At 40.5% G+C, this 21,281-nt stretch carries 14 protein-coding genes and 1 pseudogene; 7 read left to right on the forward strand and 8 right to left on the reverse strand.

The genetic code is table 11. The annotated features are described in order from the left end of the window. The first annotated feature begins 96 nt into the window (after positions 1-96). The 7 genes from V7L07_RS08635 to V7L07_RS08665 all read left to right on the forward strand — a co-directional run bounded on the left by V7L07_RS08635 (position 97) and on the right by V7L07_RS08665 (position 10,340). Positions 97-1,536 carry an O-antigen ligase domain-containing protein gene (locus V7L07_RS08635; protein WP_335056867.1) on the forward strand — a complete coding sequence of 480 codons (1,440 nt, stop codon included), beginning with the start codon at positions 97-99 and terminating at the stop codon, positions 1,534-1,536. 51 nt (positions 1,537-1,587) lie between these two features. Then, positions 1,588-2,709 carry a glycosyltransferase family 4 protein gene (locus V7L07_RS08640; protein WP_335056869.1) on the forward strand — a complete coding sequence of 374 codons (1,122 nt, stop codon included), beginning with the start codon at positions 1,588-1,590 and terminating at the stop codon, positions 2,707-2,709. A gap of 129 nt (positions 2,710-2,838) precedes the next feature. Continuing rightward, on the forward strand, positions 2,839-4,488 hold the full coding sequence (locus V7L07_RS08645) for a GMC family oxidoreductase (protein WP_335056871.1): 1,650 nt from the start codon (positions 2,839-2,841) through the stop codon (positions 4,486-4,488). A 1,109-nt stretch (positions 4,489-5,597) separates the two neighbouring features. After that, positions 5,598-7,079 (forward strand): SulP family inorganic anion transporter, encoded by a 1,482-nt coding sequence (locus V7L07_RS08650; protein ID WP_335056873.1) that lies wholly within the window; start codon positions 5,598-5,600, stop codon positions 7,077-7,079. 472 nt (positions 7,080-7,551) lie between these two features. After that, positions 7,552-7,683: a hypothetical protein gene (locus V7L07_RS08655; RefSeq protein ID WP_269141781.1), complete on the forward strand. Its 132-nt coding sequence runs from the start codon at positions 7,552-7,554 to the stop codon at positions 7,681-7,683. A 587-nt stretch (positions 7,684-8,270) separates the two neighbouring features. Beyond that, entirely contained in the window at positions 8,271-8,987 is a 717-nt protein-coding gene (locus V7L07_RS08660) for an acyltransferase (RefSeq protein ID WP_335056879.1), read from the forward strand. A gap of 153 nt (positions 8,988-9,140) precedes the next feature. Next, positions 9,141-10,340, forward strand: coding sequence for an acyltransferase family protein (locus V7L07_RS08665; RefSeq protein ID WP_335056881.1), 1,200 nt, complete (start codon positions 9,141-9,143; stop codon positions 10,338-10,340). Between the two features lie 390 nt (positions 10,341-10,730). On the opposite strand, the gene V7L07_RS08670 is transcribed toward V7L07_RS08665, so the two are convergent. The 8 genes and pseudogenes from V7L07_RS08670 to V7L07_RS08705 all read right to left on the reverse strand — a co-directional run bounded on the left by V7L07_RS08670 (position 10,731) and on the right by V7L07_RS08705 (position 21,229). Continuing rightward, positions 10,731-11,150, reverse strand: a complete 420-nt coding sequence (locus V7L07_RS08670) for a hypothetical protein (protein WP_335056883.1) — start codon at positions 11,148-11,150, stop codon at positions 10,731-10,733. 183 nt (positions 11,151-11,333) lie between these two features. Continuing rightward, positions 11,334-11,873, reverse strand: a complete 540-nt coding sequence (locus tag V7L07_RS08675) for a DOMON-like domain-containing protein (protein WP_335056885.1) — start codon at positions 11,871-11,873, stop codon at positions 11,334-11,336. Continuing rightward, entirely contained in the window at positions 11,870-12,988 is a 1,119-nt protein-coding gene (locus tag V7L07_RS08680) for a phosphotransferase enzyme family protein (protein WP_335056887.1), read from the reverse strand. The genes V7L07_RS08675 and V7L07_RS08680 overlap by 4 nt, the downstream gene beginning before the upstream one ends. 179 nt (positions 12,989-13,167) lie before the next feature. Continuing rightward, positions 13,168-13,350 (reverse strand): annotated as a pseudogene (locus V7L07_RS08685) (transposase); the annotation flags it as partial. 453 nt (positions 13,351-13,803) lie between these two features. Beyond that, positions 13,804-17,046 carry a PAS domain-containing protein gene (locus tag V7L07_RS08690; protein WP_335056889.1) on the reverse strand — a complete coding sequence of 1,081 codons (3,243 nt, stop codon included), beginning with the start codon at positions 17,044-17,046 and terminating at the stop codon, positions 13,804-13,806. A gap of 238 nt (positions 17,047-17,284) precedes the next feature. Next, on the reverse strand, positions 17,285-19,234 hold the full coding sequence (locus tag V7L07_RS08695; protein ID WP_335056891.1) for an amino acid transporter: 1,950 nt from the start codon (positions 19,232-19,234) through the stop codon (positions 17,285-17,287). A gap of 269 nt (positions 19,235-19,503) precedes the next feature. Continuing rightward, a complete protein-coding gene (locus V7L07_RS08700) occupies positions 19,504-19,872 on the reverse strand; it encodes a zinc ribbon domain-containing protein (RefSeq protein ID WP_335057090.1) in 369 nt (122 codons plus the stop codon). A gap of 409 nt (positions 19,873-20,281) precedes the next feature. After that, complete coding sequence (locus V7L07_RS08705) at positions 20,282-21,229, reverse strand: glycosyltransferase family 2 protein (protein ID WP_335056893.1); 948 nt, start codon at positions 21,227-21,229, stop codon at positions 20,282-20,284. Positions 21,230-21,281 lie beyond the last annotated feature (52 nt).

Raw genomic sequence — 21,281 nt, forward strand, 5'->3', positions numbered from 1 at the left:
CTTAGTTCTAGTTTACAGACTGGGAATTAAGACGCTTGGGCTACTGTCTCTAAAGAGCCAGTAATCCAAAATCTAAAATCTAAAATCTAAAATTGAATGAATTCTAAGCAGATACTTTTCAATAGTTTTTTACAAGAAAACTATTCTCCCGAAGAGCGATCGCAACAGGGGTGGATGGCGATCGCAGGCTTTATACTACTAACTGTAGTTTGCTATTTTGCTGGTGCTACTGCCGCATTGCGCCTAATTTACCCAGTGACAGCTTTAGCAGTAGGCATATTTTTATACTTGCGCCATCCCATTCTCTATATCAGCTTTACCTGGTGGATTTGGTTTCTCACACCTTTAGCTACCCGCTTAGTTGACTATCGAGTGGGTTGGGACGCTACTCGTCAAATGCTGATAGCACCTTACTTGGTAGTTTTTGTCACCATAGCAACATTCTTCCGACACTTTCCCCGCGCTTCTCGTGAAGGGGCTTTGCCGTTTGTTTTGGCTTTTATCGGAGTGTTTTATGGCTTTCTCATCGGTCTGGTTTATAACCCACCTATCCCTGTAGCACGCGGATTGATGGATTGGCTTAGTCCGATTATCTTCGCTTTTCACTTATTTATAAACTGGCGAGATTATCCTACCTATCGTCAGAATATTCAGCGAACATTTCTCTGGTGTGTGTTGATTTTAGGAACTTATGGCGTATATCAATTTGTGGTAGCTCCTGAGTGGGATAGGTACTGGCTGATACAATCAAAACTATTCATGAGTTCGGGAAATCCTGTACCTTTTGGGATGCGCGTCTGGAGTACATTGCACTCAGTCGGCCCCTTTGGTTCGGTTATGCAGGCTGGGTTACTGTTATTGTTTACCAGTTCAGGAAACTTAATTTTTCCAGCTTCAGCTGTTGGTTACTTGTCCTTTCTATTGACGCAAGCGCGGACTAATTGGGGGGGCTGGTTATTTGGAATAATTATGATTATGGGTTCAGTCAAAGCCAAAATTCAAATGCGCTTAATTACCATAATTGTGGTTATGGCAATTTGTGTCGTGCCGTTGACAACTATCGAGCCAATTGCTGGAGTTGTAGCAACCCGTTTGGAAACTTTTTCTAATCTTCAAGAAGATGGCAGCTTTAAAGATAGATCGGGAAGTTATGACAAAAACCTTGGTTTAGCCCTTTCTAATGGTTTAGGTAACGGCTTAGGAAATATCTGGAAAGTCAACGAAAAAACTGGTCAAATTGAAGTGGTGGTAATTGATAGTGGCATCTTGGATATGTTTTTCACCCTGGGCTGGTTTGGAGCCATCTTTTATATGGGTGGATTAATTTTGTTAATTGTTAGTGTTAGCAGCTATGGTGAAGGTCGTTTTGATAGCTTTATCAGTGCTGCCCGTGCCATTGGTATCAGTTCTGCTTCACAGCTAGTTATCGGTAGCGGTATGTTGAGTGTAGCCGGGATGATTCTTTGGGGATTTTTAGCTATGGCGATGGCAGGACATAAGTACTATAGCAATTCCAAAGATCCTCGACTTCTCTAATAAGTCGAGAATCCGATAAATCTTACAACTTAAATAGGACACTTATAGATTATGAAAGTAATTATTGTAATGCCACTGGCCGAGCAACGAGGCGGCGGTGAAATGATGCTTTGGGATTTGGTACAGCAGGGACGTAATGCTGGTGTCGAGTGGCTGGTGATATTTTTAGAAGACGGCCCAATGGTCGAACAAGTAAAGTCCCTTGGTATTGATGCGCGAGTTGTGGAAAGTGGACGTTTACGCCAAATCCACCGTTTTATTGGTACTGTTTTGCGGATAGCTGCGATCGCACGCCGCGAACGTGCAGATATAATTGTCAATTGGATGTGGATTACGCATATATCAGGAGGTTTGGCGGCAATGCTAGCGAGACTGCCTGCTGTGTGGTATCAACTAGAAGTACCCAGTGATAAAACTTGGTTAGTACGAATTGCTACTTTAATTCCAGCCCGTGCAATTATCACCCTTTCCCAAGATGGCAAGCAAGCACAGGCAGAGATTTGGCCCCACAGACCAACACCTTTAGTTTATCCTGGTGTCGCATTAGACCGATTTGAGCCTAATGCTTTACCAACTCCAGAAGAAGCACGGCGGAAACTAGGCTTACCTTTACACGGGCCATTGATTGGAATTGTGGGACGATTGCAACGATGGAAGGGAATGCATGTATTGGTGCAGGCGATGCCCAAAATTTTACAAAAGTATCCCGATGCCCATTGTGTGGTGGTTGGCGGTAAGCACGATTTGGAGCCGGATTATGAAGACTTCTTAAAAGCCGAAATCACCACTTTAGGCTTAAAAGACCAAGTAATTATGGCTGGACTACAGCGTAATATCCCAGAGTGGGTGCAGGCGATGGATGTATTCGTTCATGCGTCAGATAAAGAACCCTTTGGGATTGTGATTATTGAGGCGATGGCATTGGGTAAACCTGTAATTGCTGGTAATGCAGGCGGGCCGACAGAGATTATTACCGATGGTATGAATGGACTATTAACACCTTACGGCGATGCGGATAAATTAGCGATCGCAATTCTCCGCTATCTTGACGAGCAAGAATTTGCCCGAAGTGCTGGAATAGCCGCCAGACAACGCGCCCTCGATTTTTCAACACAGAATTATGCCCAAAATTTTATTAGTGCAATTCGTTCTGCAATTCCAAGTGTTTCATAGGTTGAATGAAACACTAAACTTCTTGCAAAAGACAATTTTATGAAAACATAACTACAGATTTAGACTGATTAATTATCTATGTAAATCTGTAGTTAAAAACAAAAAAATAGATTGAAAGGAATTAAATCAATGTTGATTGATAGCCGTAAATTACCAATAGATGAAATTATCAATACCGAAATTTGTATAGTTGGTGCTGGCCCAGCAGGAATTACACTTGCACGAGAACTAATTGGGCAAGACTTTCGAGTTTGCTTACTAGAAAGTGGTGATTTGGAATTTAATCAAGAGACTGCATCCCTTGGTGAAGGCGAAACCGTTGGAGATCCTTTTCCACCTTTACAAGATATGCGCCATCGCCAATTTGGTGGAATGGCTAATGTCTGGAATATTGAAATTAATAAAAATCAACTTGGTTTAAGGCACGTACCGTTAGACGAAATAGATTTTGAAAAAAGAGATTGGGTTCCATATAGTGGCTGGCCTTTTAATAAATCTCATCTGAATCCATATTATGAACGCGCTCAAGCAGTCTGTAAACTCGGTTCCTTTGCTTATGAAGCTGAGGCTTGGGAAAATGCTCAATCTCCTCGGACACATTTCACAAGTGACCGAGTTACTACTAGTATGTTTCAGTTTGGCCCACGCGATATTTTCACCAATGAATATCGTCACCAAATTAATCAATCTCCTAATATCACCACATTCCTGAACGCTAACGTGGTAGAAATTGAGGCCGACGAAGCAGCCCAAACGGTTAAACGCGTGCAAGTAGCGTGTTTATCTGGTAATAAATTTTGGGTGGCTGCAAAAATATTTATTTTAGCCGCAGGTGGTATTGAGAACGCACGTTTATTATTACTATCAAACCGAATTCAAAAGAATGGATTAGGCAATCAACATGATTTAGTGGGTAGGTTCTTTATGGATCATCCTTTTATCCGTTGTGGTATGCTTGTTCCGCAAAATCGCAAAATCTTCAATTCGATGGCTTTGTATGACTTACGCCGGGTGAATAATGTCACAGTAATGGGAAAATTTGCCCTAACGGAACAAGTGATGCGCCGCGAAAAATTACTAAATATGACTGCGTTGTTATATCCCAGAGATGAAAGATTTAGGTCGCCTGCAAAGGCTTCTGCGAAAATTTTGTTCTCTTCACTTCGGCAAAGACAGTTACCTAAAAATATTCTTCAACATTTACAAAAAGTCATTACTAATATTGATGATTTAGTAGCTGATTGGTATAAGTATAATGTCAAAAAAGAATATTTGTTCCCTGATTTGAGTCATGGAGGATGGTCTGAACATGAAGGTAATGAACAGAAATATACAAAATTTGAAGTTCTCAGCCAAACTGAACAAACCCCAAATCCAGATAATCGGGTAACACTCAGTAATCAACTAGATAAACTTGGCTGTCCTCAAGCAAAATTAATTAATCATTGGGGAAAAATAGATATTTGCAGTGTGAAGCGATCGCAGTTAGTATTTGCACAAGAGTTTGCGAGTGCAGGTCTGGGTGAATTGCAGATTGAATTGGATGGAGATCGTCCAGTTGCTTCTCTTAGTACCCATCATAATATGGGAACAACGCGTATGCATCATGACCCAAAACAAGGAGTAGTCGATGCAAATTGTCAAGTTCACGGCATCTCTAATTTATTCATGACAGGTAGCTCTGTTTTCCCTACAGGAGGCTATGCTAATCCTACGCTCACCATTGTTGCCTTAGCAATCAGATTGGCAGACCATCTGAAAGCTGAATTATCTCACTAAGTACAACTTTGAATAAAATCGTCACAGTTTTAAAGGTAGCGATCGCAATTCTCCTCTATCTTGACGCAAGAATTTACCAGAAGACAACGCGCCCTCGATTTTTCAACGCAGAATTATGCCTAAAATTTTATTAATCTAATTCGTTCTGCAATGCCAAGTGTTTCATAGACTGACTAACACTCTCAGCGTAAATTAATTAAAGCTTTGCAGTGTACCATTTTGGAAATCTTGCTACGCGTAGCGTCTCAAAGAGAGGGCTGAATATCTCTCTTTGAAATTATTTCAATGTTTTTGACATTTTTTACATTTTTTATTTAGTTAATATAGCTTGAGTTATAGACAGTACAGTATTAGACATCTGGTTAAATTATTATGCGTTCCCTGAAATCCTTGTAGAGAAGCGTTAGCGCTGCGGTACAAAGTACAATTTTACATATATATATTCTTATTTCAGATATCTCTATTCTAGAGTCTAGACCTTGTGGTACAATAATCACCAATGGTTACGCTCACATTCAAAAAGTTGTAGTAAGCCTCTACGAATTAATCAAAATCTGATGATACTAAATATTACAGTATTTATGAGCAGCTTAAGACAAAAAAATACTCCACCTTAAAAGTACATAGATACTACTCCTCAAACTAATTAGTATCACAATTTCCATTTTGTTGGACAAAATTGTTAGAAGAATCAACTCAAGTAAGGCGATACTTATAAGGCTACCATAAATTATTGGTGTTGTAATTACTTGGCTGTGAACTATTTTTATTCACCGATAAAATCAAGTAAGGTTTTGTTCGCAACAATAAAATAACTCACATAGCTGTCTAGATAGGAGTAGCTTTTAACTGGAAGTAAGCGCCAAAATAGTTTGTAGAGTGTGCAAATTGCATACAGATTACAAGCTGAATCAATGTATGCAAATTATTGACATAAAGTTTAGCAATATAGTGGTAAATCACAGAATAATTAGGGATTTAATCCTTGACACCATCTAGATTGCATTTGTGAATTGTCATACTTCTAATCATCAAGTTATTCAACCAAGTAAAAAAGTTGGCTAATAACTTATAAACCTAAATTTCACCCCTAAATTGCAGAGGACAACTTGAATACAACCGTTTTGAAGCGAGAATGGTTCTCCAATACTAAAGCAGACATCCTAGCTGGTACTGTAGTAGCCCTAGCGTTGATTCCAGAGGCGATCGCATTTTCCATTATTGCAGGCGTTGATCCAAAAGTTGGGCTGTACGCCTCCTTTTGCATCGCAGTAGTTACAGCCTTTGCTGGCGGTCGTCCTGGGCTGATTTCAGCAGCAACGGGAGCGATGGCGCTGGTAATGATCACATTGGTAAAAGAACATGGACTGCAATATCTGTTTGCAACGACAATTCTAACTGGTGTCATTCAAATTATTTGTGGCTGGCTCAAACTAGGTCGCCAGATGAAGTATGTGCCACGAGCCGTAATGATTGGCTTTGTTAATGCCTTAGCAATCTTAATTTTTATGGCTCAGTTGCCGCAACTTGTCGGGGTATCTTGGCAAGTTTATATAATGCTTGCTGTGGCTCTTGCCATCATCTACTTGTTACCCAGGCTTACCAAAATTGTACCTTCACCCTTAGTTGCGATCGTTGTGTTAACAGCCTTTTCCATGTTCACAAGGATAAAGGTTCCAACAGTAGGTGACATGGGCGAATTACCTACTACCTTCCCCTTGTTCAGCTTACCGACAATTCCATTAAACTATGAGACATTCACAATTATCTTTTCTTATGCATTGCCTTTGGCTGTAGTGGGTTTACTAGAATCATTATTAACAGCTTCACTACTTGATGAACTAACCGATACCCCCAGTGATAAAAATAGAGAAGCTATGGGTCAAGGTGTTGCGAATATTGTAGCTGGATGCTTTGGCGGCATGGCGGGATGTGCCATGATTGGGCAGTCAGTCATTAATATTAAGTCTGGAGGGCGCAGCCGTCTTTCTACCTTGTGTGCTGGGGTGTTCTTGCTATTCTTCATTTTGGTCTTAGGTAGGTGGGTGCGACAGATACCAATGGCATCCCTAGTTGCAGTGATGATTATGGTTTCTATTGGAACTTTTAGTTGGTCATCTGTGAAGAACTTACACCGCATACCGAGAGGTGAAAGTGCCGTCATGATTACGACGGTTTTATTTACTGTACTTACACATAACTTAGCAATTGGAGTTGCAGTTGGTGTAGTGTTTAGTTCAGTATTGTTTGCCCGTAGCATTGCCAAAGTCGTGTTTGTAGACACAGTTATTAGCGAGGATAAAACTTCTCGCATTTACAGCGTTGCAGGTCAACTTTTCTTTGTATCAGTAGAAGAATTTATCGCTGCTTTTGATTTTAAAGAAGAATTAGAACGGGTGAAAATTGACTTAACCTATGCCCATATATGGGATCAATCAGCAGTTGCAGCCATCGATAAGGTAGTGATGAAGTTTCGTAGGAATGGTGCAGAAGTAGACATCGTAGGGCTAAATGAAGCAAGTGCGACATTAATAGAAAAGCTAGCTATTCATGATAAACCAGATGCACAGGCAAATTTAAATAACCACTAAATTATCACAAACACAATTAAATTCTGAAAAGAATTTTTATCTACACTGATAGCTCTTATCTCTCTCAAAGTAGCTATCAGTAAGCTGCATAGCTAGTTCTTTGTATGGCTGCAACAATTGAAGTAATTTACGTCACAAATATCCTACACAAAAGACTGTTATAACAGTCAAATAATGTGACATTACTGGTATTAATTATTTCCAATAGCTATTAATCTTATATCTGTATTTACTCTTATTTTTAGTGATTATCTATTTAATTAATAGAGACTTATAGATAGTATAATTTATGTCTTAAATCAGGAAAATACTGGGTACATAAATATGCTGATTATTAAAGCTTTATATTTTTTCTTTAAACTTTACCGTTTCTTGATAATAATTGCGTGAGTCTCTTTTAGGATAGTGGAAGCACACTATTTATGTCGCTATCAAGGCGCTTTAGTGAATATCTAAATTCTCTGTGTACGTAATGATGACAACAGCAGCAGACTCTAAAAACTGGCTGCAAGTAAGCCGTTATAGTAATCGGGGAAGTGTTTATTTGTTTGCTCCGATGATTAACTTCAACGTGATGGCTGAAGTTGGAGATACTCCCCCCTAATTTAACGTGCTTGTACTTGCTTGGAAATTTTACGAGGAATTCAACAAATTACATCTTGATGGCAGCTAATAAATTTCATGCCGACTTTGGAACAGCAAAAACAGATGTAATTGAATTGAAGTAACTACTTTGATATTTGATAACTGATTATCTGAATTATAGGAGCTTGTAAAATTCCTAACTCATACACATCGAGGTTAGGTATTTGATGTTGTGGTAAAGAATGGCTCTTCAGTATTAATCAGTGCCAAATATAAAAAAGTATTTTCTCTAATTTCCAAATTAAGTACATATACTAAATACTAATTACAGAATTTGCTTGTAAATAAATACAGCATCTTTTGTATCGCTATTTCTAACAATTAAATAATCCCTGCATTTCATAGCTTCTATCCTTAGAGCGTGATTTGGGTTTTTCAAATCTCTGAAAAGCTCTATATTAGCCATCTTATTCTTTATTAATCTGCAATCTAACAATGCAGATATAGATGGTACATAGTAAGACTGAAATACAGGATGCCATTACTTAGGTATTTTACAATTCTAAAAATACCCAAATTTACAATGTAGTCGAGAAGAATAGAGCCATGAATAACTTGAAACATTTTTCAAAATTGAAGCGATTTCAACAACTTTTGCTAATCACTCTTTTAGGCGATATTCCAACAATTTTTGGGGGTGTAAAGTTACGTAATTTGCTATATCGAACTATCTTTTGCCATATAGGTAGTTCAGTTTATATTCAAGATGGCGTTGAATTTATTAGTGCTGATTCTATTGAGATTGGGAATGGAGTCTATATTTTCAAAGGTGTTCGTATCGATGGTAAAGGACACGAAAACAATAGAATTCATCTAGAAAATGGAGTTATCCTTGAGCGTAATGTTCTAATAGGGGCACTAAACAATACTTGTATTCACATCGGTCAAAATACTTTTATTGGCCCTAGCGTTTGTATTGGTGGCCCTGGAGATATCAAAATTGGCCAGAATTGTTTAATTGCAGCCCAAACTGCAATATATGCCAATAATCACAATTTTGCAGATTCGACAGAGGCAATTAAATACCAAGGTATTACTTGTAAAGGCATCGTGATTGAGGATGATTGTTGGCTGGGTTCTGGGGTGAAAGTATTAGATGGTGTGACCATTGGTAGAGGCTGTGTTATTGGTGCTGGTGCTGTTGTTACTAAAGATATTCCCCCATTTTCAATAGCTGTGGGTGTACCTGCACGAGTAATTAAAAGCCGTGATGGTAAGGAAATTACTAAGTCTACACAATTATCTCTGTCATCTTCAGACTAAGTTTTTATATGGTTCGCCTGATTGTTTTATTTGGACACAGGCGACCATTGATAACAGAAGATAAGACAATATATATCCTTAACTAAACAGTAATACTACTGTTAATAAGTGCTGGGATTATTATTCATCGAAACATATTAGGATATTAAGCGAATGACTAAAGCTATAGAAAAATCTACTGATAAGAGGCTACATCTACCTTATTTAGATGGTTTACGTGGACTAGCATCTCTGTATGTTGTTCTTGTGCATATTGAACCATCATTTGGAGAGCAATTGCCTAGATTATGGTCATTATTTGCCAGAACTATGAAATATGGTGCATTTAGTGTTGTAACTTTTATTGTTCTTTCTGGTTATGTTTTAATGCTGCCAGTAGCCCGTTCTGAAAATGGTTATCTAACAGGAAACTTGATGAATTATATTAAGAAGCGATCGCAGCGAATTCTACCACCTTACTATGTGAATCTGTTCATCTGTTTGCTACTAGCTGCAACTATCTTTATTTTAGAGAGATTTACCTATTTTCAGTGGAATGAATCAGCAGGAGCCGGAGCTTTTTCTCCTAAGTTTTCTTTGATAGATGTCTTATCTCACCTGTTATTAGTTCATAATCTTAGCGGTAGTACATATCTGACTATTAATCCCCCTATGTGGACTGTAGCAACAGAATGGCAGATATACTTTTTGTTTCCATTATTGTTGCTACCTATATGGCGGCGTTTTGGCTTGTTCTTAGTTGTCATTGTCGCTTTTGGAATTGGTATAACACCTATATATTTGTTCAATGGACTATTTGAATCAGCTAATCCTTGGCTTCTAGGCATATTCTGTTTAGGAATGGGAGCAGCAGATATTGGATTTTCTCGAAAACCTCAATTAGTGGCTATAAGAAACTCCTTACCGTGGGGTTTTCTGGCTATTATCTTCACTTGTATTGCCTTTTTAACTGAGTGGCGACAACTAGGATTACATATATGGATTAATCAGAGTTTTTGTGGTCTTGCTGTTGCTTGTCTATTTATTTCCTTAACTAAGTCAATAGTTGAGGGGAAACAGCCATCTTTAATACTACGGATATTGCAACACCCTTGGGCGATCGCACTTGGGACATTTTCGTATAGCCTATATCTGATGCATGGGCCAGTCTTGGTATTTGTGCGTTACTTTCTGTTTTATCTGCCAATTTCCGCAGATATGTTTGCAACTGCATCCTATTTAGTAGGCACTGTCATATCACTAATTATTTCTTATTGGTTTTATTTATTTTTTGAACGACCATTTATGTCCAGTTTCTTAAAAAAGCGCAAAATCAAAGATGCTATGAGTTTACAAAAACATCAGGCTGACTAAGCTGATATAACCCACATAATCAGAAGGCAAAATTTGACTCAGAATAAGGAGTTCTGGAATCATTTATCTAAGCTTTTGCGTAAGATTAATTCAAGTTTAAAACAATTGAACTAAAAATGTTGAGGCAGTTAACAGCTAGTGTGGGTTACAATTTTCACAACTCAGATAGGATTGCGATCGCTGTTACTCAACCGTCAAATAGCATAATTCGATTAAGATAGCAGGCACGTAATGTTCTTACTTAATATAAATAGCCGAAGAACCTAATCTAAAACCCCCATACCTTAAATGTACAGGGGTTATTTCAGCTTGCAGGGAAGGTTCAAAGAAAAGGTTAACTTGTATTGCATCAAATTACAAATTTACAAATAGTCATAGACAAAGCTGTATTTATCCAGGATAATTTGCTCCGGTTAATACTCCCAATTGCAAACGAACAGCGCTTATGTAATCTTGATTGTTTAAAACTTGTGCCGGTAACTTGTTAGCTTTGATCGCAGCCTTGACTAAATCTTGGGCAGTAATATTTCCACGCCGACCTTCAGAAATCAAAATTCCTCCACTAGGAACTCCTTGCTGTTTGAAACCACCTTGGTAAGCAAGATTAACTAGATTAAAGGGTTGAATATAGCTGACATTGCTGGAATTACTGCCTAATGCAGCAGAATTAACTGCTGTGTTTATTGGTTTCTCACTAGTGGTATCAGTACTTATATTGTTGTTTGCGGCTGTTTGAGCGCTAGCAATGCCAGATGTGAGCGCAAGAGAAGCAATGATCGCTGTAGAATTTATCCATGTTGTTAATTTCATAACTTACTCCTTACGTAGACGCAAGTAGAATCAATAGTTTCTACTAATAGATTCTTCTTATTTATATTTATAGAAATTAACTCATACAATTAACTCACCCAAACGGGTGATTTGTTTGTCATCCAAATGAGTGACTTATTTGCTGGTTTATCGTTCTGGCATATTGGTAGCAGCAAGCACATCTCATAACTCAATGATGAAACTGTCTCGTAGATGAAAGTCAGCCTCCGCGCCTCGATGAGTTAAAGCCCAGTAAGTTACCTCGCCATCTTTATATTTGATAACTGTAGTAATGCCAATTTCAATTTCTTGTTTTGCCGAGATAATTTTAGCCAAATCGACATCTAACGCCAGTAACAAAGCATCGGCTTGATTCTGAACGCTAAACGGTAGCTTTTCAAAGGCTGTTTCTTCTTGCATTCCTTGACGATATCCATCAAAGCGATAGACATTCCAGTGTCCGGCGGGGGAGAGGTTAAATTCCCAATACCGTTGAGAATCTTTGATGCAAAGGAAGAACTCGAAGCAAGTGTCTTCCCACAATTCGTACTTACGCGATGGTGCATTTGATGGTGAAGAAATTGCAATTTCTTTTAAGTCGCCTCCAAGGCTGTAGCAGATGGCAAGTTGATTAGCATTTCGGGAGATATTGCCTGTAATTTTCAAATGAGGAAAGGACTCAGTAGAAGGGAAAGGTTGCAGGGAAAATATCTGGTTGTTCATTTCATGTCTTGGATAATTTTGCGAATCTGCGTTTCTTGAGATTCAATACTTTCGGTCAGCTTAAACTGCACGATCGCTCTTGCCAAGTTATGTTCTGGGTGCTTAACTTTAAAGTAGACATTCCCTGCTAAATAATCAGCAAAAAATCTCAGTCCTAGTTCAAAAGTAATTAGACGGATGGCATCATATATATATGCATAATCATTCTCAGTCAGAAATGCCTTAGCCACAGCGAGATAACCCTGGAGGATTTCTTGACACAAATCGGTATCGAAATAAATACTTTCCCAATTCTCGGTTTCTTCACCAGCCGGATTGCAACCCGATCGCAGGCAATCACCAATATCATAATGTACCAGACCGGGTTTCACTGTGTCGAGGTCGATGACGCTGACAGCTTGCTGGGTAACAATGTCAAACATCACGTTATTAATTTTTGGATCGCCATGCATCAGACGCAGAGGTAGAATGCCTTCAGATTTAGCATTTTCTAGGATATGTGCAAAGATTTGGCGATCGCTAACAAACTGTAAGCAATAATTAACTTCAGAAGATTCACTCACACTAGTTTTCGCCAAAACTTCCTGGTAATGTTGGAGATAAAACGGTGTAATATGGAACCCTTCGAGGGTATCAGCAAGTTTTTCTGGCGGCAAATCGCTGATGAGATTGTGAAACATCCCCAACGCATAACCGATTTCTTTGGCGTGTGAGCGATCGCCTATACTATCAAAAGACTGGGAGCCTTCAATAAAGCTAATTGCCCGCCAAAAGGAGCCATCTGCATCCTTGCAATGGTCTTGAGCGTCTTTGGTTAACAGTACGCGTGGCACTTCCCAGCGACGATTAAGGGGTGTATCCTGCAACCTTTTTTGAACATGTTCCGTGAAGGTACGCATATTCCGCATAATCAATTGTGGCTGACGAAACACTTGTGTGTTGATGCGTTGCAGGACAAAATGTTGTTCTTTTGAAGAATCTAGAGTTGCTAAAAAGGTGTCATTGATATTACCACTGCCAAATGCTTTAACGCCTGTAACCTTTCCCTGTTGGGCGAATTGGTTAGCGATCGCCACTAGGTTTCGGGTATTCTGTGTATTGATTTCTTCTGTCATGTTGTTTGACCTGCACTACTCCTCATATACATTGCAAAGCAATAGGGGATATCCTAGCGCAAGTGTCAAGATAATTCGCGTAATACTCGCCTCCGGGGAGAAGCAAGCTACGTAATTCGTAATTGATTACCCAGATGTCAATTATGATTTTTTGGCTCTTCAGTACTTGTTATGCCAAACTAATAAATAAAATGCCAATTTAATAAGCATCTTACTCTAAACTTATTAAAGTTTCTGAACCCATCAGGTGAACGCTTAATTAGCTTGAGTTTGTTATTGATGCCTTTCCTGCCGAACGCTACGCGAACAACAGCACCACTTGTTGTCCTATGATCAAAGTAAGCTACTATTTCATCAAACCATCAGTTAACAATTCAAAATTCAAAATTCAAAATTAAAGAAATTTCAGACGTTCGCGTAGCGTCTCGTAGAGAAGAGAAGTGCCTTGCGCGGGTTCCCCGCGTTGTGGCAACTGACGCTCCTCCGTCGCTCATAGCGTTGCCATGCCGTTGGCGCAGCCTCTCGTAGAGAAGGCTTTACGCTAGCGCTAACGGGGGATTTAGCGAGAAACGCGGTCTTGGGATGCATCCCAAGTGGAGCGATTTCTCAAGACAAACCCCGACTGAAATGGGTGCTACATGTAGATTGCAGGTTCTTAAACCCTTTAATTTACGATAAAAGTATAATCCAGTGATTGCACCTCTTGCAATTAATGACGATAACCACTTTATTCAAGTATTAACAAATATAGCATTTAAACAAGGTATTCCCAGGCTTTATGAATGGGCTATACGCCATCCGCATTTAAGCTGGGATTAGTCATTATTTTGCCCTAGTAAATCTGCAATTGAGGTGAGTAATTCAGTTGGTTGTACTGGTTTGGCAATGTGTCTCTGAAAACCAGCTGCTAAGACTCGATCGCGATCGCTTTCTCCAGCATAGGCGGTAAGAGCGATCGCTGGAATTTCCCCGCCCTCCTCTTTGGGCATAGCTCTGAGCATCTTAATCAAGCTGTAGCCATCCATTTCTGGCATTCCTAAATCACTGATTAATAAATTAGGTACAGCCTGTGATATAGTTTTAAGCGCCTCATTTACCGATGCTGCGGCACTTATCAACGCCCCATTCTGTTGTAGCAAGAAGTGTAGAAACTCCCGCGTGTCAACATCATCATCGACAATTAATATCCTTAGTCCACGAAGAACTGACGAGTTAAATTTCTCCCCTGCTCCTCCTGCTTCTCCTGCACCCTCACTCTCCTTCATTAAGGGCAGTCTGACAGTAAAAACTGCTCCCTGTCCAATTCCTGGACTAGCTGCTGTTGCAGTACCACCATGCAACTCTACTAAGTGATGAACTATGGCTAATCCCAATCCCAGTCCCCCAAATTTTCTGGTTGTGCTGCTATCAGCTTGACGAAAATATTCAAATACATGGGGTAGGAATTCAGGGGAAATACCTTGACCTGTGTCTTTAACTTGAATTAGTGCTGAGTCGGAAGTAAATTCACGACTCAATGATAGGCTAACTTCGACTGAACCACCAGAGGGAGTAAACTTGACTGCGTTTGAGAGTAAATTCCCTACAACTTGCAGTAAACGATAATAGTCGCCTAACACTTTACCAACATTGGGGTCAACCTGTACTTTAATCTGGATCGATTTGGTTTCGGCGATTAACCTGACTGTCTCCAATGCAGCATCAATTACAGCTACTAGGTTAACAGTGGCAAAAGTCAGGTTCAACTTACCGCGAATAATTCGAGATACATCTAGCAACTCATCAATTAATTGAATCTGCAATTGAGCATTTCTTTCGATGGTTTCTAAAGCACGATTAGTAGTAGCTTCATCAAATTTGCGGCTTTTGAGTAGTGATGACCACCCTAAAATCGGGTTGAGGGGCGATCGCAATTCATGAGAGAGAATGGCGAGAAACTCATCTTTATTCCGGTTGGCTTGTTTGAGTTCCTCTGCTTGTTGCCTGAGTGCCTTTTCTAATTGCTTCCTGGGTGTTAAATCAAGAATAAAACAGATCCAAGATACGGGATCTCGCTCCACCAAGGCACCACCGATTAATATGGGAATGCGAGAACCATCTTTGCGGATGTATTCTTTTTCAAAAGGAGTACATATCCCAACCGTTAAAAGTTGCTCTAGTCCTTGCCGGTCGAGAGTGTGATATTCAGGTGGGGTCATGTTTTGTCTGCGTATCTTACCCGCTAATAGTTCCTCTCGGCTATAACCCACCATTTCTAAAAAAGCCTCGTTCGCCTCAGTAATGCGATCGGGAGTGGCGAATATAATACCAATAATATTGGAATCAACTAACCGCCTTAATTGAGTTTCGCGTTGGCGCAAATCATTTTCTACTTGTTTGCGCTGGGTAATATCCTGGGTAGTACCCATCATCCGTACTGCCTGACCCTCGGCATCATAAAAGACGCGACCTTTAGCAGCAATCCAATGAATACTACCATCAGACCAAAGGATGCGGTATTCTATGTCACAGTCAACCTTTTCTTCAATAGAGCAGGCGATCGCTTCATGAATGCATTGGCGGTCTTCTGGATGTACACAGTTGAGGAAAATCTCAAAGCTGATTTCGGCTTCTAGAGACACTCCAAATAGCTGCCGACATTTGTCTGTCCAAATTACCTCGTTGGTGGTGATATTCCAAAACCACATACCCAGTTCAGCAGCATTAGTGGCCAACCGAATCCGTTCTTCACTCTCACGCAGATTTGTTTCAATTTGCTGGCGTTCCTGTAGCGCCGCTTGCTGTTCGGTAATATCAGTAGTAGCACCAACTACCCTAACTACCTGACCATTTGCATCCCGGACTGCAAACCCCTGGTCTTGCACCCACAAATAGCGGCCATCCTGGTGACGCACTCGATAGTCAATACGATAACGGTTTCCATTGGCCATACTAGCCATGAACTGGTCATTAACTCTTTCTTGGTCATCGGGATGAATGCGTTCTTGCCACCACTGGAAGGTCGGTTCAGTTTCTTGTTGTGTGTAGCCAAAAACCTGGGTTAGACCTTGAGTTCTTTCCACGGTATTTCTCCCAATCTCCCAGTCATAGATTAGGCAATTAACCGCCGCCGCTGCTAACTCAAACCTTTCGTTACTTTGTCGTAGGGAAATTTCTATATGTCGTCGCTCTGTAATATCAAAAGCAATCCCCAAAAGATATTGCGGTAATCCATCAGCAGTTCTGCTGTGCAAAGTGTCATAGCTACAAAACCAGCGCCATTCTCCATTGGCGTGTCGAATCCGGTATTCAAAGCTGAGGACTTCACCTTGACGAACAGAATTAAATTTTTCAAGATAGCTAGGGAGTCGTGCCAAATCTTCAGGGTGTAGAAGCTGGGTAGATAAATCCTTTCCCATTGCCTGGATTTCGGCTGGTGTATAGCCCCAGCTTTGAGCAATTTCGTAATTTACGTAGGAATTTTGCTGCTCAATTAGGTCATAAATGTAGAGTATCCCTGGAAGAGTGCCAGCAATTTGTTGAAACAGACGGTGACTATCCCAAAGTGTTTGAAATTCATCTGTATCAACTCGTTGAGTATCTGGTTCACAGTTAGCATTCTGCTCAAGGTGGGCATCCTTAGATTCCGTAATATCCGAAAAAGTTGTGACGATCGCATAGAGATTGCTTCCTTCTGCTTGAAACAGAGGTTGGGAAGACAACAATAGCCAGACTAGTTCACCATTTGGCTGATAAAAGCCACACACCACATTTAAACAAGGTTTACCTGTATTTTTAGTAACACCTATGGGGTGAGTTTCACTGAGTACAGGAGTGTTATCTTCATGAATAAATTGCCACTTGGGATCGAGCAAATTTTGTCCCACAAGCTGTTGTGTGGTTAGTCCCAAAATGCGATCGCCAGCCGCATTACAAGCCTGGATAGTGCCATCAGTCAACTGAAGCAGCATTCCCTCTTCTCCACTGGCGACTAGCGGATAATTGGCTTTTTTACTAACTTGCCGATGCAGCAGCTTGCCATTAGCCAGCTGGTTCTGGGACTTTTCCGCGTCTGGCATTGTATAAAGTTAAATAAATTTCAAGTTAATTTAAGATTCAGCGGCTCATACTTACATAAATTTTAGGGCAATTTCTTCCACCTTGAGGCTGAAGCTGCGATCGCTACTTCTATCACCGAAACAGTTCTGAGTGCTGAGTAACTCGGCTTAGAGTAAAAAAAAGTAATAATCGCACTCATCACTCATCACTCATCACTCATCACTCATCACTCATCACTCATCATTCAGTACTCCTAAATCAACCCCCAACGTGAATACCAGGTCGCATTTGGGGATTCTTTTCAGCGCGACGGAGGACTTCACGGGTAACTACAGCAATGTCACCTTCACCAAACAAGATAAAACGCAGTAAGTATTGTATGGGATTTCCCTCAACCCAACCGAAGTAAGCATGAGGAATCTTACCTGTTTGGTCACGAATATAGAGTAGTAAAGCTGCGATCGCATTCGGTACTGCTGCACTTTCAGCCCGGAGAATACGATAATCACCAACTTGCACTCCTTTGACTACAATCACATCCGCAAATTCCGAAGCATCTGATACATGAACCTCTAGAAACAGAATTGGATCGTTGGGTGGAATATGGTTGTCCTCGCGTACCTCTTTCTCTTTCATAAAATACTCTAGGGCATCGCCTGTATTCAAGCGGTTTGCAATTAACCGTATTGCTCCCTGGCTCTCTTCGGCAAGGAATTGGGCAGCAAGTTCGTCAACTTCGATTCGTTCTGCTCGCAGTTCCGTTGAACGCCAAACACGAGAAACCAGCGAGGTAAAAATGATCGCACCGATGAAAAACCCAGCGATCCTAATCCCTTCTGGTCTTTCGATGATATTGACAACGGTGGTATATAAAAATAACAGTGTAATGATTCCAAAAATGAGTTTGGCCCGCTTCTGTCTATGACGGTGAGCTGATAGGGTGACGGCAAAGGCGGCTGAGGTGATTAACACCAGTACACCAGTTGCATAAGCCCCACCTTGGGCTTCTACACTTGCTTTGAAGATAATTGTGACAACAAAAGCGATCGCTGTGTAGACTAACACCAAAGGTCGCGTTGCTCGTGCCCAATTAGGAGCCATACCATAGCGTGGTAGGTAGCGAGGCACAATATTCAACAGCCCTGCCATTGCAGACGCACCGGCAAACCACAAAATAGAAATAGTACTTAAATCGTAAATAGTGCCAAAGCCATTGCCTAAATGAAGGTGTGCTAAATAAGCAAGGGCTCGTCCGTTGGCTTTGCCTCCAGATGCAAACTCTGCGGTTGGAATCAGTAAAGTAGTTATAAAGCTGGTGGTGAGCAAAAAGAAGCTCATAATCAAAGCAGCAGTGGTAAGCAGCTTGCGTGTATTCCGAATGCGCCCTTTGGGATGCTGCGGAGTGCTGTTATTGCTACCTTTTACTAGGGGCATAACGGTAACACCAGTCTCAAAACCTGACAATCCCAGTGCTAGTTTGGGGAATATAAGCAGAGAGATACCAATTAATATTAAAGGGTTGGAATGGTGGGCAAAAAGTGCAGTTTGCCAATTCGCGATCGCTTCTGGGTGAGCTAGAATCTGATACAGACCGACGCTAACAACAATGAAGTTTAACAGCAGATAAACTGCCACCAAAACTACAGCAATCCCAATGGCTTCTCGGAAACCTCTCAAGAAGACTGCACCTAGTAATGCAACTAATATCAGAGTAACTGCGATCGTCTGACTGTGAAACCAAATTGGTGTCAGCGGATTTTCGATGATATGGGCAGTAGCATCAGCAGCAGACAAAGTAATGGTAATAATAAAGTCAGTTGCTACGAAGCCAAGTAAGCACAGCACAAGTAATTTGCCTTGCCACCAGGGGAGCAAACGCTCTAACATTGCGATCGACCCTTCACCATGAGGGCTTTCAGCAGCAATGCGCCGATAGATTGGCAATGCTCCAAACAGCGTCAGCAAAACCAGAATTAGGGTAGCTATAGGAGAAAGAGCGCCGGCCGCCAGTGCTGCAATCCCAGGTTGATAGCCAAGGGTCGAGAAATAATCTACACCAGTCAAGCACATTACCTGCCACCAAGAATGCTGGCGATGTGGTTCTTCTTTGCGGTAAGGCCCTTCCTTCTCTCGTCGTCGGTCTTCTTCAAGCAACCACTGGATTAACTGGTTGCCGAGCCGTTTTGTTGAAACAATTGAATTAGCCATCAAATACGGTTGTGTTGCAAAAGTCGGCTTTGTGATTTTTTTAAGCCTTCGTAGTTTATTTAAATTTTTAACTACAAAGATATAGCACTATATATTGTAGGTTAAGCATCCTATCCGATTTATAAAATATATAGTAGCTGCTCGTAGTCGTCTAGCGTATCAAGAGCAATTGCAACCTCTGGTATGAAAGATTCAATACTGTATCCGTACATTTTCGGTTTAAGGCTTTCACACCCTTAGCATTTTCAAGCTGCATCAGTTCTAACCATCTAAGTTACTAGACTGAAGAACAAACAGACCAATAATAGACCTAATAGCAACAGCAAAGCTTGGTTGCGTTTTACCCAAATTTTCACCGTTACTGCAAAACTGTTGGTGTAACGCTGCTGTTCTAACTCTAACTTTGTCTCTTCAATATTTTGGTAGAGGGTACAGTCTTTGGCGTAGGGACGCTGGGGAAAATTGCAAGTATCATCAGCGTGATAAGTGCAAGTGTCGCATAGATACCCGTCCCCAATAGCGCGGTGCAATGGAATACCGGGATGACCGTAAGCTTTGAGTGTTGTCCGGCAATAAGGACAACTAATAGCTTGACTATCAACAAGTTGATGACAGTGGGGACAAGATACAGTAGCCAAAACCTTTAGCGCAAATAAGTTAAGTAAACTCTTTGATTCTAGCCATTCTTGGATTTTACTAACAACAGAGGCAAAAATTTTTGCAAGGGGGAAATTAGCGGATAGAATTGTAAAGTTGGATGGTCTCTGTGTGCTAGTATGATTGCTGACTATGACTCGACCCTGCAAAACATTTTTCAAGCGATCGCTCCAAATAGTAACGAATCCGATGTAGAGCAAAAGGTAGTAGTTCCCCCCATACCCATAGCCTAACCTTACGTGAATTCGATTCCTCATATAATATCTACCCAATTTGCTCAATCAAAAAACCTCTAAGAAGGTTTTACTACGCAAAACCGTCCCTCTCCGAGTCGGAGAGGGAAAGACTTGAACTTTAGTTCAAGGCAGGGAGAGGTTCGTCGAACTCACGTTAACCCCGCACCTGTCGCAGTGCATTAAAAGCCTTACCTCGCAACCCGATAGGTAACAACGATAAACCTAAACCAGTCCAAGCTTTAGGAGTCGAAAAAGACTGTCCTGCTAAAACTAGCTCTCTGCCTTTTTGCGTTTCACCCTTTTCAATTAAACGCAAACCTAATAATAATTGTGTTTCAGTTAGACGATTTTTCCTGATTGTCTCTATTTTTTCTGACTCAAACTTATATTTTTCTAAATACTGGATTTTATCAAATAAATAAGGAATGGCTCGATTGATACCTTGCTGTTCTGCATGGTAGCGATATTCCATCAATAATTCTGGTAAATAATAGCCCTTTTTTCCAGCCAAAGCCAGACGCACAAATAAATCATTATCCTCACAATTTTGCAGATTTGCCTGCATATATCCTAATTCTTGCAAGGTTTTACGGCGAAATAATGTCGCCCCAACTTGAAAGCTTTGCTGAATAAATACCACTTCCAACAAATTATTTACAATCCCTGCTGGTAAATTATTCCTACCCCAGCGATGAGAATTTTCTTGAGTTTTTGCCTCATCTCGTATATTGTTAATATCAATTATCCAATGGTCTGTACCAACAAAATCAATGCTAGAGTCTTGAGCAAGAATAGCTGCGGTACTTGTGAGAAAATCGGGTGTGAGACGATCGTCATCGTCAAATTTAATAAAATACTCACCACTGGCTGCATCAAAGCCAGAGCGCATATTATTACTTTTACCAATATTTTGGAGATGACGGATATATTTAATCCGCTCGTCTGTGTACTGTGACATCAACTCAGGTGTGCCATCTTTAGAACCGTCATCACAAACAATTAGCTCAAAGTCTTGCTCAGACTGATTGAGTACACTGTCAATAGCATAAGGAAGGAGATGAACACGATTAAAAGTAGGAATGCAAACAGTAATTTTAGCCATACTATATACTAATAACTAGGTGAGAATGAAGCTATTTTAGTTATGGATGATA

It is taken from the genome of Nostoc sp., assembly GCF_036916985.1.
Classification (GTDB): Bacteria; Cyanobacteriota; Cyanobacteriia; order Cyanobacteriales; family Nostocaceae; genus Nostoc.

Excerpts from the sequence above, each read along its gene's own strand:
- V7L07_RS08670 (WP_335056883.1), bottom strand. The coding sequence starts at position 11,150 with ATGAAATTAACAACATGGATAAATTCTACAGCGATCATTGCTTCTCTT.
- V7L07_RS08705 (WP_335056893.1), bottom strand. The coding sequence starts at position 21,229 with ATGGCTAAAATTACTGTTTGCATTCCTACTTTTAATCGTGTTCATCTC.
- V7L07_RS08660 (WP_335056879.1), top strand. The coding sequence starts at position 8,271 with ATGAATAACTTGAAACATTTTTCAAAATTGAAGCGATTTCAACAACTT.
- V7L07_RS08640 (WP_335056869.1), top strand. The coding sequence starts at position 1,588 with ATGAAAGTAATTATTGTAATGCCACTGGCCGAGCAACGAGGCGGCGGT.
- V7L07_RS08680 (WP_335056887.1), bottom strand. The coding sequence starts at position 12,988 with ATGACAGAAGAAATCAATACACAGAATACCCGAAACCTAGTGGCGATC.
- V7L07_RS08665 (WP_335056881.1), top strand. The coding sequence starts at position 9,141 with ATGACTAAAGCTATAGAAAAATCTACTGATAAGAGGCTACATCTACCT.
- V7L07_RS08695 (WP_335056891.1), bottom strand. The coding sequence starts at position 19,234 with ATGGCTAATTCAATTGTTTCAACAAAACGGCTCGGCAACCAGTTAATC.
- V7L07_RS08645 (WP_335056871.1), top strand. The coding sequence starts at position 2,839 with ATGTTGATTGATAGCCGTAAATTACCAATAGATGAAATTATCAATACC.
- V7L07_RS08690 (WP_335056889.1), bottom strand. The coding sequence starts at position 17,046 with ATGCCAGACGCGGAAAAGTCCCAGAACCAGCTGGCTAATGGCAAGCTG.
- V7L07_RS08655 (WP_269141781.1), top strand. The coding sequence starts at position 7,552 with ATGATGACAACAGCAGCAGACTCTAAAAACTGGCTGCAAGTAAGCCGT.
- V7L07_RS08675 (WP_335056885.1), bottom strand. The coding sequence starts at position 11,873 with ATGAACAACCAGATATTTTCCCTGCAACCTTTCCCTTCTACTGAGTCC.
- V7L07_RS08635 (WP_335056867.1), top strand. The coding sequence starts at position 97 with ATGAATTCTAAGCAGATACTTTTCAATAGTTTTTTACAAGAAAACTAT.